The sequence below is a fragment of the Mesorhizobium sp. M3A.F.Ca.ET.080.04.2.1 genome, from assembly GCF_003952525.1.
Lineage (GTDB): Bacteria > Pseudomonadota > Alphaproteobacteria > Rhizobiales > Rhizobiaceae > Mesorhizobium.
The window spans coordinates 4,502,501-4,518,521 of record NZ_CP034451.1 but is presented as its reverse complement, the minus strand read 5'-3'; the positions used below and the strand labels follow the sequence as shown (position 1 = coordinate 4,518,521).

General features: G+C 61.5%; 13 protein-coding genes, 1 tRNA gene and 2 rRNA genes (1 of these 16 only partly in view). 4 read left to right on the top strand and 12 right to left on the bottom strand.

Features of this window, described 5'->3' with window-relative positions; translation table 11 throughout:
- Positions 1 to 75 precede the first annotated feature (75 nt).
- The 6 genes from EJ074_RS21600 to EJ074_RS21575 all read right to left on the bottom strand — a co-directional run bounded on the left by EJ074_RS21600 (position 76) and on the right by EJ074_RS21575 (position 5,689).
- Entirely contained in the window at positions 76 to 1,182 is a 1,107-nt protein-coding gene (locus tag EJ074_RS21600; RefSeq protein WP_129553757.1) for an ABC transporter ATP-binding protein, read from the bottom strand.
- Positions 1,179 to 1,400 carry a hypothetical protein gene (locus EJ074_RS21595; RefSeq protein ID WP_129553756.1) on the bottom strand — a complete coding sequence of 74 codons (222 nt, stop codon included), beginning with the start codon at positions 1,398 to 1,400 and terminating at the stop codon, positions 1,179 to 1,181. The genes EJ074_RS21600 and EJ074_RS21595 overlap by 4 nt, the downstream gene beginning before the upstream one ends.
- Entirely contained in the window at positions 1,397 to 2,353 is a 957-nt protein-coding gene (locus tag EJ074_RS21590) for a carbohydrate ABC transporter permease (protein WP_129553755.1), read from the bottom strand. Before EJ074_RS21590 ends, EJ074_RS21595 begins: the two co-directional genes overlap by 4 nt.
- 1 nt (position 2,354) lies before the next feature.
- The gene (locus EJ074_RS21585) at positions 2,355 to 3,260 is read right to left on the bottom strand and encodes a sugar ABC transporter permease (RefSeq protein ID WP_129553754.1); all 906 of its coding nucleotides are present in this window, start codon (positions 3,258 to 3,260) and stop codon (positions 2,355 to 2,357) included.
- 67 nt (positions 3,261 to 3,327) lie between these two features.
- The gene (locus EJ074_RS21580; protein WP_095804424.1) at positions 3,328 to 4,644 is read right to left on the bottom strand and encodes an extracellular solute-binding protein; all 1,317 of its coding nucleotides are present in this window, start codon (positions 4,642 to 4,644) and stop codon (positions 3,328 to 3,330) included.
- A gap of 355 nt (positions 4,645 to 4,999) precedes the next feature.
- Positions 5,000 to 5,689, bottom strand: coding sequence for a TetR/AcrR family transcriptional regulator (locus tag EJ074_RS21575; protein WP_129553753.1), 690 nt, complete (start codon positions 5,687 to 5,689; stop codon positions 5,000 to 5,002).
- Positions 5,690 to 5,992: 303 nt separating this feature from the next.
- On the opposite strand from EJ074_RS21575, the gene EJ074_RS21570 reads away from it, so the two are divergent.
- Genes EJ074_RS21570 through EJ074_RS21560 form a run of 3 tightly spaced genes read left to right on the top strand, consistent with a single transcriptional unit; the run spans position 5,993 to position 8,458 of the window.
- Entirely contained in the window at positions 5,993 to 7,189 is a 1,197-nt protein-coding gene (locus EJ074_RS21570) for a Tm-1-like ATP-binding domain-containing protein (protein ID WP_129553752.1), read from the top strand.
- Positions 7,190 to 7,200: 11 nt separating this feature from the next.
- Positions 7,201 to 8,040, top strand: a complete 840-nt coding sequence (locus EJ074_RS21565; protein WP_129553751.1) for a phosphoenolpyruvate hydrolase family protein — start codon at positions 7,201 to 7,203, stop codon at positions 8,038 to 8,040.
- A gap of 4 nt (positions 8,041 to 8,044) precedes the next feature.
- Positions 8,045 to 8,458, top strand: coding sequence for a cupin domain-containing protein (locus EJ074_RS21560; RefSeq protein ID WP_129553750.1), 414 nt, complete (start codon positions 8,045 to 8,047; stop codon positions 8,456 to 8,458).
- Positions 8,459 to 8,482: 24 nt separating this feature from the next.
- Here the strand turns inward: EJ074_RS21560 and EJ074_RS21555 are convergent, their stop codons facing one another.
- The 3 genes from EJ074_RS21555 to EJ074_RS21545 all read right to left on the bottom strand — a co-directional run bounded on the left by EJ074_RS21555 (position 8,483) and on the right by EJ074_RS21545 (position 12,471).
- A complete protein-coding gene (locus EJ074_RS21555) occupies positions 8,483 to 9,670 on the bottom strand; it encodes a Xaa-Pro peptidase family protein (protein WP_129553749.1) in 1,188 nt (395 codons plus the stop codon).
- Positions 9,671 to 10,161: 491 nt separating this feature from the next.
- Complete coding sequence (gene uxuA / locus EJ074_RS21550; RefSeq protein ID WP_129553748.1) at positions 10,162 to 11,361, bottom strand: mannonate dehydratase; 1,200 nt, start codon at positions 11,359 to 11,361, stop codon at positions 10,162 to 10,164.
- Between the two features lie 219 nt (positions 11,362 to 11,580).
- The gene (locus EJ074_RS21545; RefSeq protein WP_129553747.1) at positions 11,581 to 12,471 is read right to left on the bottom strand and encodes an ankyrin repeat domain-containing protein; all 891 of its coding nucleotides are present in this window, start codon (positions 12,469 to 12,471) and stop codon (positions 11,581 to 11,583) included.
- A 354-nt stretch (positions 12,472 to 12,825) separates the two neighbouring features.
- Between EJ074_RS21545 and EJ074_RS21540 the strand changes: the two genes are divergently transcribed.
- Complete coding sequence (locus EJ074_RS21540) at positions 12,826 to 13,608, top strand: glucose 1-dehydrogenase (protein WP_129553746.1); 783 nt, start codon at positions 12,826 to 12,828, stop codon at positions 13,606 to 13,608.
- Between the two features lie 218 nt (positions 13,609 to 13,826).
- Here the strand turns inward: EJ074_RS21540 and EJ074_RS21535 are convergent.
- The 3 genes from EJ074_RS21535 to EJ074_RS21525 all read right to left on the bottom strand — a co-directional run.
- Positions 13,827 to 13,903: transfer RNA gene (locus EJ074_RS21535), tRNA-Met, on the bottom strand.
- A gap of 165 nt (positions 13,904 to 14,068) precedes the next feature.
- A 5S ribosomal RNA gene (rrf, locus tag EJ074_RS21530) occupies positions 14,069 to 14,183 on the bottom strand.
- 90 nt (positions 14,184 to 14,273) lie between these two features.
- Positions 14,274 to 16,021, bottom strand: a 23S ribosomal RNA gene (locus tag EJ074_RS21525) (it continues 1,108 nt past the right edge of the window).

Here is a 16,021-nt window from a genome sequence, read left to right as displayed (position 1 = left end):
CCAGCCCTCCGCTGCGGCTCCGGGCGTTCGATTGTTCGAAAGGCCAAATCGTTGGTCTTTCGTGTCCTTCGGCCATCACAATCTCACACCAAGCGACCTGCCGCTTGCCGTGTCGAAGAAATGCGCCTGCTCCGGATCGATGCGGGCATGGACCTTCACGCCGGGCCCTGAGACGTAACCGGCCTTTGTGCGGGCGCGCAGCATCTTCGAGCCCACCTTGAGGTCGACGATGTCGAAGGAGCCGAGCGGCTCGATGATCTGCGCCTCGACCGGCAGGTAGCCGGGCGCGGCGTCATGGCGGACGAGCACCCCCTCCGGACGGATGCCTAACGTCAGCCCGCCATTGGCAGCGTGGCCGTTGAGCTTGGACAGCAATTCGCGCGGGAACTCGAAACCCTTGGCCGCGCCGCCGATCGCGACGGCGGCGGTGCCGGCCGCATCGGCGACGCTGGCCTCGGCGATGTTCATCACCGGGCTGCCGACGAATTGCGCCACGAAAAGATTTGCCGGATGCGAATAGACCTCGTCCGGCGTGCCGACCTGCTGGATGAAACCCTCATGCATGATGACGATGCGGTCTGCGAGACTCATCGCTTCGATCTGGTCGTGGGTGACGTAGATCGTGGTCGAGCCTTGCTTGACGTGCAGCCGCTTGATCTCGGCCCGCATCTCCTCGCGCAGCTTGGCGTCCAGCGCGCCGATCGGCTCGTCCATCAGCATCGCCTTCGGGCGCCGCACCAAGGCACGGCCGATCGCAACGCGCTGCATGTCGCCGCCGGAGAGTGCGGATGGCCGCTTGTCGAGCAGGTCAGTGATGCGCAGCACCCGCGCGATCTCGCGCACCGACTTGTCGACCTCGCCGCTGCTCATGCGCGTTGCGCGCAGCGGAAAGGCGATGTTCTCGAACACCGTCATATGCGGATAGAGCGAGAAGGACTGGAACACCATGGCGATGTCGCGGTCGGCGGCCTTGAGATGCTGCACCGCCTTGCCGTCGATCAGTATGTCGCCCTTGTCGATCGTCTCGAGCCCCGCTACCGCGCGCAAAGTGGTCGTCTTGCCGCAGCCCGACTGACCGAGCAGCACGATGAACTCGTTGTCGGCGATGGCGAGGTTGAGATTGTGGATGACCTGAACGGCACCGAAGAATTTCTCGATGCCGCGAAGTTCGATCTGCGTCACTGCCGGGCTCCCTCATGCGTCGCGGCGCCGGTTTCCTCGCTGCGCTCCGGCGCAATCTTGGACGTGATGTTGAAGCCGATCAGCCCGGTCAGGATGATCGTCACGCCGTAGGAATGCAGGCCGAGGCTCCATGGCTGGCAGAGCGCGATGATGCCCAGCACCATCAGGATCTGCGATGCCGGCAGCAGGTATTTCTCGTTGACGGCGCGAAAGCTCATTTGCGGATCGCTCCGAACGTCACGCCGCGAAGCAGGTGATTGCGCAGCAGGAAGGTGAAGATCGCGACGGGCAGCAGGAACAGGAACGTGCCGGCGGCAATCGTCGTCCAGTCCGGCAGGCCGGAGCCGATCTGCGACGGGATGAAGGGCGGCGCCGTCTGGGCGCGCCGGTTGGTCATGATCAGCGCGAAGGCGTATTCGTTCCAGGCGGTGATGAAGCAGAACACCGCGGTGGCGGCGATGCCGGTCGCCGCCTCCGGCAGCACGATCTTGAAGAAGGCCTGCATGCGCGTGTAGCCGTCGACGAGCGCCGCCTCCTCATACTCCTTCGGGATCTCGTCCATGAAGCCCTTCATCAGCCAGACCGAGAAGGACAGGTTGAAGGCGACGTAGAGGATGATCAGTCCGATATGCGAGTCGTTGAGGCCGACCGCGCGGTACATCAGGAACATCGGGATGGCGACAACCACCGGCGGCAGCATGCGTGTCGAGAGGATGAAGAAGAGCAGGTCCGCCTCGCCTGCGATCTTGAAGCGCGAGAAGCCGTAGGCGGTGAATGTTCCCATGCCGACGGCAAGCACCGTGCTGATCACCGCCACGATCAGGCTGTTCATGAATCGGTCGGGATATTGCGAAAGCTGCACGTCCTTGCCGACCTTCAGCACCCGCTCGCCGCCGTCATAGATGCGCTTTTCCCACCAGGGCGCTGCCTCGTAGACTTGCGGGTCGACGGTCTTCTGCATCTGCACGCGCTTGGTGAAGAGCCGCACGAACGGCGTCACCTCGGGCTCGAACAGCACGGTCGGCGGCACGCTGACGGCCAGCTCCTTCGGCTTGAACGCCGTCGAGGCGATCCAGTAGATCGGCGCCAGGAAGATTAGCGTCGCGATCAGCACCGCGGCAATGGCGATGCGGTTGAGCGCAACCTCGGAAGAAGTGCGGACGGCGGCCATGTTAGCGCTCCTTCACCTTGTTGAGGTACTTCACGTAGAGGTTGGTGATGGCCAGCACCATGATCAGCACGATGTAGGCCAGCGCGCAGGATTTGCCGGTGTCCCACTGCTGAAAGGCCTGCTTGTAGAGCCGGATCGCGATGAGCTCGGCCGTCGGCTGGGTCGTCATCGTGTAGGCGATATCGAAGGTCTTGAAGGCTTCCATCGTGCGGAAGATCAACGCGATCAGCAGGATCGGCGAGACCAGCGGCAGCGTGATGCGGGTGAAGGTGTACCACCAGCTGGCGCGGTCGATCGCGGCGGCTTCGTAGAGATGCTGCGGCACGGCCGAGAGGCCGGCGAGCGAAAGCAGCATGACGAAGGGCGACCACATCCAGATGTCGGTGATCGCGACCGCATAGAGCGCGCTGTCGGGATTGGAGAGCCAGGCGAAGTCGCCCAAACCGAAGACGTAATTGATCGGGCCCCAGGACGGGCTGTAGAGCAATTGCCAGAACAGGCCGACGACCGCCGCCGACATCATCATCGGCAACAGCAGCAGCGTGGTGATCAAGCCCTTCATCGGGAAGCTGCGGTTGAGCAGCAGCGCGAGACCGAAACCTACGACCATCTGGCCCGCCACCGAAACGATGACGTATTTCGCCGTGATGACGAAGTTCGACCAGATGTGATCGTCGCTGAGCAGCTCGCGATAGTTCTGCAAGCCGACGAACTGCCAGGGCTCGCTGCGGTTCGCGGCGAAATTGGTGAAGGAATAGCCCAGCGAATAGATCAGCGGGAAAATATTGAAGACGATCAGGAAAACCAGCGTCGGAATGATGAACATGTTGCGGATGGTCAGATCCGACCAGCCGCGCGCGGCGGCCCTGGAGGCGGGATCAAGATTGGTGAGGGCTACCGAAGCCAACGATCGTTCTCCTGAGAAACAGGAATGCCGGAGGGGAAACCCTCCTCCGGCATTCTGATTGTGATGCTTACTTGTAGCGGTTGTACTTGGTGAACGTCGCCTTCCAGTCGGCGGCGGTCTTGTCGAGCGCTTCCTGGGCGGTGCCCTTGCCGCCGACGACGAACGGATAGATGTTCTGGTTCAGCTGATCGAGCACTTCCGCGTATTCAGGCGTCGCCCAGAAATCCTTGACCATGAACATGGTGTCGTAAAAGGCCTTGTTGTAGGGCGTGGCATTCTGGAACGCCTCCGACTTCAGCACGGCCTGGCTGCAGGTGTAGCCGCCGAGTTCGGCCCACTTCTTCTGGGTCTCGTCCTTGATGAACCACTCCAGGAATTTCATCGCCTCGTCCTGGTTCTTTGAATAGGAGACGATTGAAATTCCCTGGCCGCCGAGAGCGGCGAAGCGCTTGCCGTCCGGGCCGGCCGGATTGGCGAAGAAGCCGGTAACGTCGGCATAGGGGTTGGTTGCCTTGTTCACGAGCGGCGGGAAGAAGGCGAAGAAGTTCATGCTCATCGCGGCGAGGCCGCCGGTGATCGCCTGATTGTCTTCCACGAAGAAGGTCTTGCCCCAGCCGGGAGGCGTGAACTTGTAGAGCTCCTTGTACATGTCGAGGCCCGCGGCAGCCTCTTTCGAATTGGTGATGCCGTCGACCTTGTAGGTCGCGTAGTCGCCGAGATCGCCGCCATAGCTGAAGATGGCGCTTTCGACGCCCATTGCCATCGCGTCATAGGAATTGTCTGTATAGATGGCGATGCCGTAGCGCTTCTGGTCCGGACGGTGGAAGAACTCGGCGATGTCGCGCAGCTGCGCATAGGTCTTCGGCACGTCGAGATCGTAGCCGTACTTCGCCTTGAAGGCTTCCTTCTCCTTCGGGTCCTCGAACCAGTCCTTGCGGTAGGACCAGCCGATCGCGTCGCCTTCCAGCGGGATCGCCCAGTACTTGCCGGAACCGCCGGGATATTCGGCATAATATTTGATGGTCGCCGGCGCCATGACATCGCCGAGCTTGTGCTTGTTGAAGAAGTCAGTGAGGTCCACATAGTGGCCCTGCGTCGACCCGGCGCCTAGCCATTGCGAGTCACCGACCACCATGTCGTATGCGTCGCCATGCGCGTTGAACTCGGTGAAGGCCTTGGTCTGGAAATCCGGCCATGGCGTCGTCTGCACCGTGACCTTCACCCCGGTCTCGGCGGTATAGTCGTTAACGAGTTCCTGCAGATAGTTCGCCGGATCCCATTCCGCCCAGAAGATGGTGAGTTCCTTGTCCTGCGCGCGGACGGATGTCCCGCAGGCAAGCGCCAGCCCGATACCAGCAATCATGCTGGTCACTATCTTGCGCATAGTTTTCCTCCCTTGTGCGCATTCTACCTTTCATGAGCGCCGGCATCGTCGCCGGCCTGGTAGTTCCTCCGCAACGGCAGTTTGCCGGTTCCGAACCTCCTCGCCTTGCCGGAAAAATGGATCGCAATCCCTACTTGCGACCCGCTTTACGCCAACTGATCTGGTATTACCAATTTCGGATGTTCGTCAAGCTCTTTCTTGGACGCCGGGACGCGGCCCGACAGCCCATTCAGTGCCGCATCGGTCTGATTTACCTTAGTTTTTCTGCTCCTCTTTGGATAGAACACTTGTCTTCTTCCATCTGCTGTAGTCAATATTGCCAAGCGCTCTTCCGATCTGGTCCAACCAGATACTATCATTCGGCGCCGGGGGCCGAGAGTGCCCCATCCACTTTCGCCATTGATTCCGCCATGGCGGCACGCACCAGGGCGCCGGCCGCCCACTGCGTGACCTGCGCCACCCCCTGACTGTCCAGCCCCCACATGTCTTTCAGGACGATCAGCACCTCTACCCCGAACATCATGGACAGCGCCTGGGCCAGGCGCCTGAACTTGCGCGGCGGCAAGCGGTCCTTGAGCGGTGCGATCGCGTCCTTGAGGAGATCGACGCGATGACCGCGCGTGAATGCGGGCTCGGTCCCGAGCGTGCCCGCCTGCTGCCGCGCCCACTGGTCGAGCGAAAGCTTCAACGCCGCCTTGAACGTCGCTTCGAATGCCTCGATCCGCGGCATGGCCGAGCCAAACAGGTCTGCCACCCGACGCTCCGGATCGCTCGAAGCAGACTTCCAGGTGAGGATCGGACCAAGTCCCTCGTCGACGACCGCCTGCACCAGAACGGCCTGGCTCGGGAAATAGCGATAGGCGGTCGCGCGCGACACCTGCGCCGCCTCGGCGACTTCGCTGACGGACGGCGTGGCGCCGGATTGCATCAGCTTCGTCGCCGTCTCCAGCATCAACCGCCTGGTGCGCGCGCGCGGCCCCTTTTCGGCCATCGGCGTTTGCTCGGCGTCGTCGCTGGAAGCGGCTTGTTGACGTGAGACATCCATGTCAATATGATACGCGCGTCTCAAAAAATTGCAATGGCCTCCCCTCTCTGGAATGGCTTCGTTGACACTCTACGGCGCCCCCTTCTGTCCTGCCGGACATCTCCCCCACTTGGGGGGAGATCGGATTTCATCTTTGCTTTCGCCAATCACCAAGGTTGGAGGAGAGGCGTCAAGGCCGCGGCAAGCCAATCTCCCCCCTCGTAGGGGAGATGTCCGGCAGGACAGAGGGGGACGCCGTAGGGCACTAAATTTTTATGCCTTGAGAAGCGCCGCCTCCGCGCCAGCCGGCACGGGGAGGCGTCGATGAAGCGCATCTACGTGGTCGGCACGGCCGACACCAAGGGTGAGGAGCTCGCCTTCCTCGCCGATGCCGTCGCTGCTGCCGGCGGTGCGGTCGCCCGTGTCGACATCGGCACGCGCCGCGCCACCGTGCCGGTCGATATCGCGGCAAGCGACATTGCCGCGCATCATCCGGATGGAGCCGCGGCGGTGCTTGGCATCGACGACCGCGGCAGCGCCGTCGCCGCCATGGGCATTGCCTTTGCCCGCTTCATCCAATCGCGTCACGATATCGCCGGCGTGATCGGCATTGGCGGTGGCGGCGGCACTTCGATCATCACCGCCGGCATGCGCGCGCTGCCGCTCGGTCTGCCCAAAATCATGATCTCGACACTCGCCTCCGGCGATACTGCACCTTACGTCGATGTTTCCGACATCGTCATGATGCCGTCGGTCACCGACATGGCCGGCCTCAATCGGCTTTCGCGCGTCGTGCTGCACAATGCCGCTCAGGCGATAGCCGGCATGGCCGCAACGCCGGCGCCGTCCACCCTCGGCAAGCCGGCGCTTGGGCTGACCATGTTCGGCGTCACCACGCCATGTGTGACGGCAATCGTCGAGCATCTGCGTGCGCAATACGATTGCATGGTCTTCCACGCCACCGGCACCGGCGGCCGCTCGATGGAGAAGCTGGCCGATTCGGGCCTGCTTGCCGGCGTTATCGACATCACCACGACCGAGGTCTGCGATCTGCTGTTCGGCGGCGTGCTGCCGGCAACGGAGGATCGCTTCGGCGCCATAGCCCGCACCGAACTGCCCTATGTCGGCTCGGTCGGCGCGCTCGACATGGTGAACTTCTGGGCGCCGCCAACCATCCCCGAGCGCTATCGCGGCCGGCAGTTCTACGAGCACAATCCCAACGTGACACTGATGCGCACCACTGCCGAGGAATGCCGCAAGATCGGCGAATGGATCGGTAGACGCCTCGCCCGCTGCGAAGGCCCGGTCCGCTTCCTGATTCCGGAAAAGGGCGTCTCCGCTCTCGACGTCGAAGGCGGCGCCTTCTTCGATCCCGAAGCGGACGCAGCGCTCTTCGACGGCATCGAGCGCACCATCATGCCGGCGGAGACCCGCACCGTCACACGCCTGCCGCTGCACATCAACGATCCCGCCTTCGCCAAGGTCGCGGCCGAAGCCTTCCTCGACATTGCCCAGAAGTGAGACCGACAAGCATGGCCGCCATTCCGCGCAGAATGATTCTGGATAAGTTCCGCAAGATGATCGCCGAAGGCGTGCCGATTGTCGGCGGCGGCGCCGGCACCGGCCTGTCGGCCAAGGCCGAGGAAGCAGGCGGCATCGACCTCATCATCATCTACAATTCCGGCCGCTACCGGATGGCCGGACGCGGCTCAGCCGCCGGTCTGCTCGCCTATGGCAACGCCAACGAGATCGTCAAGGAAATGGCCTGTGAGGTGCTGCCGGTGGTCAAGAACACGCCGGTGCTGGCCGGCGTCAACGGCACCGATCCCTTCGTCATCATGCCGCTGTTTCTCGCCGAGCTGAAGACGATGGGCTTTTCCGGCGTGCAGAATTTTCCGACCATCGGCCTTTTCGACGGCACCATGCGGAAGAGCTTCGAGGAAACCGGCATGGGCTTCGGCCTCGAGGTCGACATGATCGCCGAGGCGCACAAGCTCGACCTGCTGACCACGCCTTACGTCTTCAATCCGGACGAGGCGCGCGCCATGAGCAGGGCCGGCGCCGACATCATCGTCGCCCACATGGGCGTGACGACGGGCGGATCGATCGGCGCCACGTCGGCCAAATCGCTCGATGACTGCGTCAAGCAGATCGACGCCATCGCCGAGGCCGCGCGCTCGGTGCGCCAGGATGTCATCCTGCTTTGCCACGGCGGGCCGATCTCGATGCCCGACGACGCGCGCTACATATTGGAGCGCTGCGAAAGGCTGCACGGCTTCTATGGCGCAAGCTCGATGGAACGGCTGCCGGCCGAGGCGGCGATCGCCAGGCAAACGGCGGATTTCAAGGCGGTCAAGATCGGGAAAGGATGACGTAATGGCCGACAAGGAAAAAGTGTTCGTCTATCCGAAGGACGTCAGCGCCTTCGGCTTCGACTGGGGCAAGCTCGCCCTCACCGTGGCGCCGGAAGTAAATGGCGCGGAGCGCTTTTCCGGCGGTGTCGTCGACCTCCCGCCCGGCAAGGGGCACACCCGTCACAACCATCCGGGCGCCGAAGAGATCATCTTCGTCATCTCCGGCAATGGCGAGCAGATGGTCGAGGACGAGAAGGGCAATCCGGTGGTTGCCAAGGTCGGCCCCGGCTGCACCATCTACGTGCCCGAAAGCCGGTTCCATTCCACGCTCAACACCGGCGATCAGCCGATGCAGCTTTTCGTCGTCTACTCGCCGGCCGGACCTGAACTCGCGTTGCGCGATCTGCCGGATTTCAGGCTGCTGCCGCCGGGTTAGTGAGTAGCGCCGACGCTAGGTCCATTAGATGCCGCCTCTGTTCCACCCCCGCCCGCGGTCGCCGAACATCACATAGCCGGTTTCGGTAACCGCGACCGTGTCTTCCAGCTTGATGAAGCCGCGCGTCGGGTGGAGCATGGTCGTCTCGACCGAGAGCACCATGTTTTTCTCCAGCGGTTTGGCCGCATAGGTGCCTTCATAAGCAACCGGGTGGTTGGTCATCAGGAATGGCGCCTCATGCGTGATCAGCCCCATGCCGTGGGCGAAGAAATCCGTGTAGGCCGCGACCTTCGAACGCTTCAGCACGCTTTCGGCATGCGTGATCATGTCGCCGCCCAGCGTGCCGGCCTTGACGTTGGAAAACGCCGCCTGCTGCACCGCCTCGACTTCGGCCAGGAGGTCTTCGAGTTCTCCGTCCGGCTCGCCCAGCACGCCCATGCGGCAGAGGTCGCCGATATAGCCGTGATAGTTGCCGCCGGAATCGATCGACAGCACATCGCCCTTTTGCCACGCCTGGCTTGAAGCGGCGCGGTTGTGGCTGGAGCCCAGCGTCAGCAGGCAATATTCGAAATGCGCGCCACGATTGGTTTCCTCGCGCCGCAACTGCTCGATGATGTCGGTCTTCGTCGTGCCCTCGCGCGCCCAGGCGATCGTCGCCAGCATCGAGTCGGTGATCAGTTCGGAGGCGATGCGCAGCTTTTCGAGCTCGGCTTCGGTCTTGATGGCGCGCATGCGTTCCAGCATGCCGGTCGCATCGATCAGCTTCGCATCCGGCAGCGTCTTGCGGATCAAGGCATAGGCATCCGACGGCAGGAAGGCCGGCTCGATGCCGATGCGAGCAGCGCTCTTGCCGATCTTATGCAGATGCTCAACAGCGAGGTTGGCGGCGTCGAGCGTGCCCCAGCACGCCGCATGCAGCGTCGGCGTCCAGAACGGATGGTTCTGATGCTCACCGCCTTCCATCTTGTTGCCGATATAGGCGGCGTGTTCCGGCCCGCCCTTCTCATAGAGGACAATCGGCAAATAGCGGCTATGGCCGATCGCATCCATGGCCGCGAAGAAGATGAACTTGTAGCCGCCGAGCAGATATTGCGTGTTGTGCTTGGAGGTGGCGAGGAGCACATCGATGCCGGCCTCGTCCATCAGCCGGTCCACCCGTCCCTGGTCGAAAGGGATGCCGCTGACGTTTGCCTTGTCCGCAGCGATGTTCATTTCGTCCTCCTTGGAGTAGTCAGTCCGATCGTCGGATCGCCGGCTGTCCTCATGCTTGCCCGTCTAGCTGCCGGCCAAATTTGCATCATCTCGGCCACTCTGGTCCAGCCAGAATTGATGACGTCGATCCGATATCGCCTTGCCCACCCGACCCTGGAAGAAATCCGACCAATTTGGTCTTACCAGACTGCGATGTGGTGCAGTGGACGGAAATCTCAAAGGCAAGGCAGCATGCGCCAAATCCGTCTCTGGCGAAACCTCTGCCAACGACCATAATCCCGTCCATCGATTGCGTCTGCGACCTGACGCGGGTGAAGAGCAACGCTCGAACTGACGATTTCACGCCGGTCTGCTGGCAGGTTCGCCGGCCGGTCGCCGAGAGCGGCGATGCACGCGCCCCGCAATCGGCGATCGGCAACGGCTGGTGCCAGCGACGCCGACTTTCGTCTCCTGGGCGCGCCGCAAATATTCGTGCCGGCAGCAGCGCATGACTAACGATGGTCCGTGGATGCCAGGTCGAACCGTTCCACGGCGCGCATGATGCCGCGCAGTTCGGCAAGGCCCTTGAGCCGCCCGATCAGCGAATAGCCCGGGTTGATCCTCGTCTTGCCGATGTCGTCGGCAAGCAGATGCCCATGGTCCGGCCGCATCGGGATGCGCCAATCGGAGCGGCCCTCCCTGCGGCGGTGCGCTTCCTCCTTCATCAGCGCCAGGACGACGTCGGCCATGTCGGTCGAGCCTTCCAGATGCTCCGCCTCGAAGAAGGAACCGTCCGCCTCGCGCGTCACATTGCGCAGATGCGCAAAATATATCCTTGGCGCGAATTCCTCGATCATGGCGACCAGATCATTGTCGGCCCGCACGCCATAGGAGCCGGTGCAGAAGGTCAGGCCGTTCGCCGGACTGTCGACGGTATCCAGGATGAAGCGTGCGTCATCGGCGGTGGAGACGACGCGCGGCAAGCCATAGAGCGAGAAGGGGGGATCGTCCGGATGGATGCACATGCGCGCCCCGACTTCCTCCGCGACGGGGATGATCTCGTTGAGGAACCAGGCGAGATTGGCGCGCAGTTCGGCCGGGCCGATCGCCGCGTACTCAGCAAGCGCCTCGCGCATCGTCTCGCGATTGTAGGTGCGCTCGGTTGCCGGCAGGCCGGCGATCAGGTTGCGTTCGATTTTGTCGATATCATCGCTACTCAAGGTCTTGAGCCGCTCTTCCGCCTGCTTGAGTCGTGCCGGACTGTAGCTCGCCTCGGCCTTCGGCCGTTTCAGCACGAAGACGTCATAGGCGGCGAAGTCGAGCGCGTCGAAGCGCAGGGCATAGCCGGTGGTCGGCAGCCGGTACATCAGATCGGTGCGGGTCCAGTCCACGACCGGCATGAAATTGTAGCAGATGGTGGAGACGCCGGCCGTGGCCAGCGCCCGGATCGTGTCCTTGTACCAGCCGGTATAGCGCTCCCGCTCGGGCGCCCCGATCTTGATCGAGTTGTGAACGGGAATGCTCTCCACCACCGACCAGGCCAGTCCCGCTGCCTCGACGATGCGCTTGCGCTCGAGAATGGCATCCAGCGGCCAGGCGCTGCCGTCATAGATGTTGTGCAGCGCCGTCACGATACCCGTGGCGCCGGCCTGCCTGACATGATCGAGCGTGACCGGATCGTTAGGGCCGTACCAGCGCCAGCACTGTTCCATGACTGCCTCTCCAAGGCTGCTTCCCGAAATTGGGTCGGTTTTCGGGACAAAGACATGCGCAAGATCAAAAACGAGCACACCTAGCGAATCTGGAGCATCGCGATGCGCTTTGGTGTGGTTGCGATCGACCATATTGTCGGATGACAAAGGCCGTCAAATCGGGTGATTGCAGCCAGCGTGCGGCTCCCGATGAAGCGGTCGCCGGCCAGGTCATCGATTTCAAGGTAGCGGCATCGGCTTGTCACTGAGAGTGCGCAAATAGGCGATGAGGTCGATCCGTTCGGTCTCGTCCGGAACACCAGGTGTCTCCATGTAAACGCCCGGCGTGGTGAGCATGGGCCCGAAGAGATATCTGTTCAGGTCCTCGAACGTCCACACACCCTCCCAGCCCAGCAGGGCTTCGGAATAACGTCTATCTTCCAGAGATGCCTTGTCGCGGCCGACGACACTCCACAAATTCGGTCCCACTTTGCTCCCGCCCTGCGGTTCGATACTGTGGCAACGGGTACACAAGCGGTCGAAGTGGGCTCGGCCTTTCTCGACATCGGCTGTCGCCAACTTCATCGAGATTGGGGCTGGCGTCGGCAAGACGACGCCGCGCGACATGAGATAGTCGGCAATTTCGCGTTGCCCCGCACGTTTTGCCAGATGGATCGGTGTCTTGCCGTCTTCTGCCTTCGCATTCACGTCTGCGCCGGCCTCGACCAGCGCCTTCACGCAGTCGAGACAACCGAGGGTGACGGCGACATGAAGGGCAGGTTCGCCGGCACGGCGGGAATTCGGATCTGCGTCCCGTTCCAGCAACAGATTCAACAGCTCGATCTTGCCTGTTCCTATGGCCGCCATCAGTGGGGGACCCCAAGTCGTCTGGGCGTTGACGTCCGCACCACGTTCTATGAGGAGTCTTGCCGCTTCGACGTGGCCCATCCAGACCGCAAAATAGAGCGGCGTCGCGTCTCCATCACTCTCATCTATGCCGGCACCCGCATCGAGCGCTGCTATGATCGCCGCGACGTCGCCGACTTGCGCGGCGTCGTGGATGTCGGCGGCATGCGATACGCTCGGGATGTGTGCAAGCAGCAGTGCAATGAAGAGCGAGGACGTGCGCATTTGGCATCTCCCAAGGCAAACCCCGGTATGCGTCACACTTGCAAGACGGCAGAATACCGCGAATGGCTGATCAGGCCAATCGGTGCCTAGTCCTATTCCACGAAGGCGCGATGAGCCGCGGATCCCACGGCAACTGTTTCGGGACGAAGACCTGCGCAAAGTCAAAGACCTGAAGCACACCCAGCGAAGCTGAACATCGGATGCGCTTTGGTGTGGTTGCGATCGAGCTTATTGTTGGATGACAATGGCAGTCAGATCGGTGATTTCGGCGGGCGTGAGCCTCCGATGAACGGCATCCAGCCTGGCTTGGCCTGGCGGGGCACAATTCTCGGACACTTTGCAGGAGTTCTGGTCATGAACGATTTCGACGGCAAGGTTGCGCTGGTCACGGGAACGACCGGGATCGGTCGGGCGACGGCCCGGCGTCTTGGCGAAGGTGGAGCTGCGATCATCGCCTTGGGCATCGATCTCGAGGCCAACGCGATGTTGCAGGCCGAACTCGAGCGTTCTGGCGTCGACACTCTGGTGCTGGCCGCGGACGTTTCCAAGCCGGATCAGGTCGAGACGGCAATCGCGGCGGGTGTCGAGCGTTTCGGTGGACTGGACGTCATCGTCAACTCGGCTGCGGTCCATCCTTACGGCACCGCGACCAGCACGGACTTCGAGACCTGGAACCGGGCGATGTCTGTCAATGTCGGCTCGATCTACCTCACCGCGCATTTCGGCATCCCGCAAATGATCAGGCGCGGCGGCGGCGCCATTGTCAACGTCGCCTCGGTGCAGGGCCATGCCTGCCAGCAGAACGTCGCCGCCTATGCCACCACCAAGGGCGCCATTCACACGCTGACCCGCTCGCTGGCGCTCGACTACGCCCGCCAGGGCATCCGCGTGAATTCAGTCAGCCCGGGATCGGTCCGCACGCCGATCCTTGAGAGGGCCGCGCGCGGCGATGATCCGAACGCCGACATCGAAGCCGCCTTCAGGCGCTTCGGCGAGGCGCATCCGATCGGCCGCATCGGCGAGCCGGAAGAGGTGGCGGAGCTCATCGCCTTTCTCTGCTCGTCCAAGGCAAGCTTCTGCACCGGCGCCGACTACAGGATAGATGGCGGTCTCCTGGCAGGTATCGGCGTGAGGTAAGGACCATCGCGTTGCTGGACCGGCTGGGGCTCGCACCCATCCATGGCCTGCCCAGCCGCCCACACGATCAGCGCTTGCCGCATTCTTTTGTCTGCATTGATGGGCCGGGGTGATTGGCGCGTCGCCTCGCATGGAAGGATCTTGGCGACGAGGGACAGGCGCGACAAGGCCGCAGCACAAACGAAAACGGCCCGCGCGAGGCGAGCCGTTTTCGGATTTGGTTGCGGGGGCAAGATTTGAACTTGCGACCTTCAGGTTATGAGCCTGACGAGCTACCGGGCTGCTCCACCCCGCGTCAACGATACAGGTAAGTTTGAGCTTACCGAATTCAAGAGGCCGCCAAATGAAAGGGCCGCTTGCGCGGCCCGAAATCCCGTTTGGCGGGCCTTATCGTAAGGAGAAGATTTGTTTCCATCCGGATCCTCTGGAGACGGATGTGAGATGAACGTGCGCTTGGCAGACCTGGCAGCGACCTACTCTCCCGCGTCTTGAGACGAAGTACCATCAGCGCTGGAGCGTTTCACGGCCGAGTTCGGAATGGGATCGGGTGCAGCCGCTCCGCCATAACCACCAGGTCGGCAAAACGCACGTTCAAATCGAGAAGCTGTCTATTCGTGCCGGCGTCAATCCCCTGGATTGCGCCTCAATGGGCATTAGGAATGAGAACGATCAAGCCGATCGAACTATTAGTACCGGTAAGCTTCAAGCGTTGCCGCTCTTCCACACCCGGCCTATCAACGTGGTCGTCTTCCACGGTTCTCAGGGAATACTCGTTTCAAGGTGGGTTTCCCGCTTAGATGCCTTCAGCGGTTATCCCGTCCGGATATAGCTACCCTGCTATGCGGCTGGCGCCACAACAGGTCCACCAGAGATCCGTCCATCCCGGTCCTCTCGTACTAGGGACAGATCCTTTCAATATTCCTACACCCACGGCAGATAGGGACCGAACTGTCTCACGACGTTCTGAACCCAACTCACGTACCGCTTTAAATGGCGAACAGCCATACCCTTGGGACCTGCTCCAGCCCCAGGATGCGATGAGTCGACATCGAGGTGCCAAACAACCCCGTCGATATGGACTCTTGGGGGTCATCAGCCTGTTATCCCCGGCGTACCTTTTATCCGTTGAGCGATGGCCCTTCCACACGGGACCACCGGATCACTATGACCGACTTTCGTCTCTGCTCGACTTGTCAGTCTCGCAGTCAGGCAGGCTTATGCCATTGCACTCAGCGAACGATTTCCGACCGTTCTGAGCCCACCATCGCGCGCCTCCGTTACTCTTTAGGAGGCGACCGCCCCAGTCAAACTACCCACCATACATTGTCCCGGACCCGGATAACGGGCCGCGGTTAGACATCCATAGTGATAAGGGTGGTATTTCAAGGGTGGCTCCACCTGAGCTGGCGCCCAGGCTTCAAAGCCTACCACCTATCCTACACATGCCACTACGAATGCCAATGTAAAGCTATAGTAAAGGTGCACGGGGTCTTTCCGTCTAACCGCAGGAACCCCGCATCTTCACGGGGAATTCAATTTCACTGAGTCTATGCTGGAGACAGCGGGGAAGTCGTTACGCCATTCGTGCAGGTCGGAACTTACCCGACAAGGAATTTCGCTACCTTAGGACCGTTATAGTTACGGCCGCCGTTTACTGGGGCTTCGATTCAGAGCTTGCACCCCTCCTCTTAACCTTCCAGCACCGGGCAGGCGTCAGACCCTATACGTCGTCTTGCGACTTCGCAGAGCCCTGTGTTTTTGATAAACAGTCGCTACCCCCTGGTCTGTGCCACCCTCCTCTGCTTGCGCAGAAAAGGGTCACGCTTCTTCCGAAGTTACGCGTGCAATTTGCCGAGTTCCTTCAGCATAGTTCTCTCAAGCGCCTTGGTATACTCTACCAGACCACCAGTGTCGGTTTCGGGTACGGTCTATAAGGAGGAGCTATTTCCTGGAACCACTCCGCTGCCCTTTCAATCCGATAAGATTGGACAACTTGTGTGATCCGTCACTACCTCCAGGCCCACGAATATTAACGTGGTTCCCATCGACTACGCGTTTCCGCCTCGTCTTAGGGGCCGGCTAACCCTGCTCAGATTAACTTTAAGCAGGAACCCTTGGTCTTTCGGCGGGGGAGTCTCTCACTCCCCTTACGTTACTCATGTCAGCATTCGCACTTCTGATACCTCCACCGCCCCTCACGGGTACGGCTTCATCAGCTTACAGAACGCTCCGCTACCGCTCGTATTGCTACGAACCCTAAGCTTCGGTGTATGGCTTTAGCCCCGTTACATTTTCGGCGCAAAGACCCTTATTTAGACCAGTGAGCTGTTACGCTTTCTTTAAATGATGGCTGCTTCTAAGCCAACATCCTGGTTGTTTTGGGATCCTCACATCCTTTCCCACTTAGCCATAA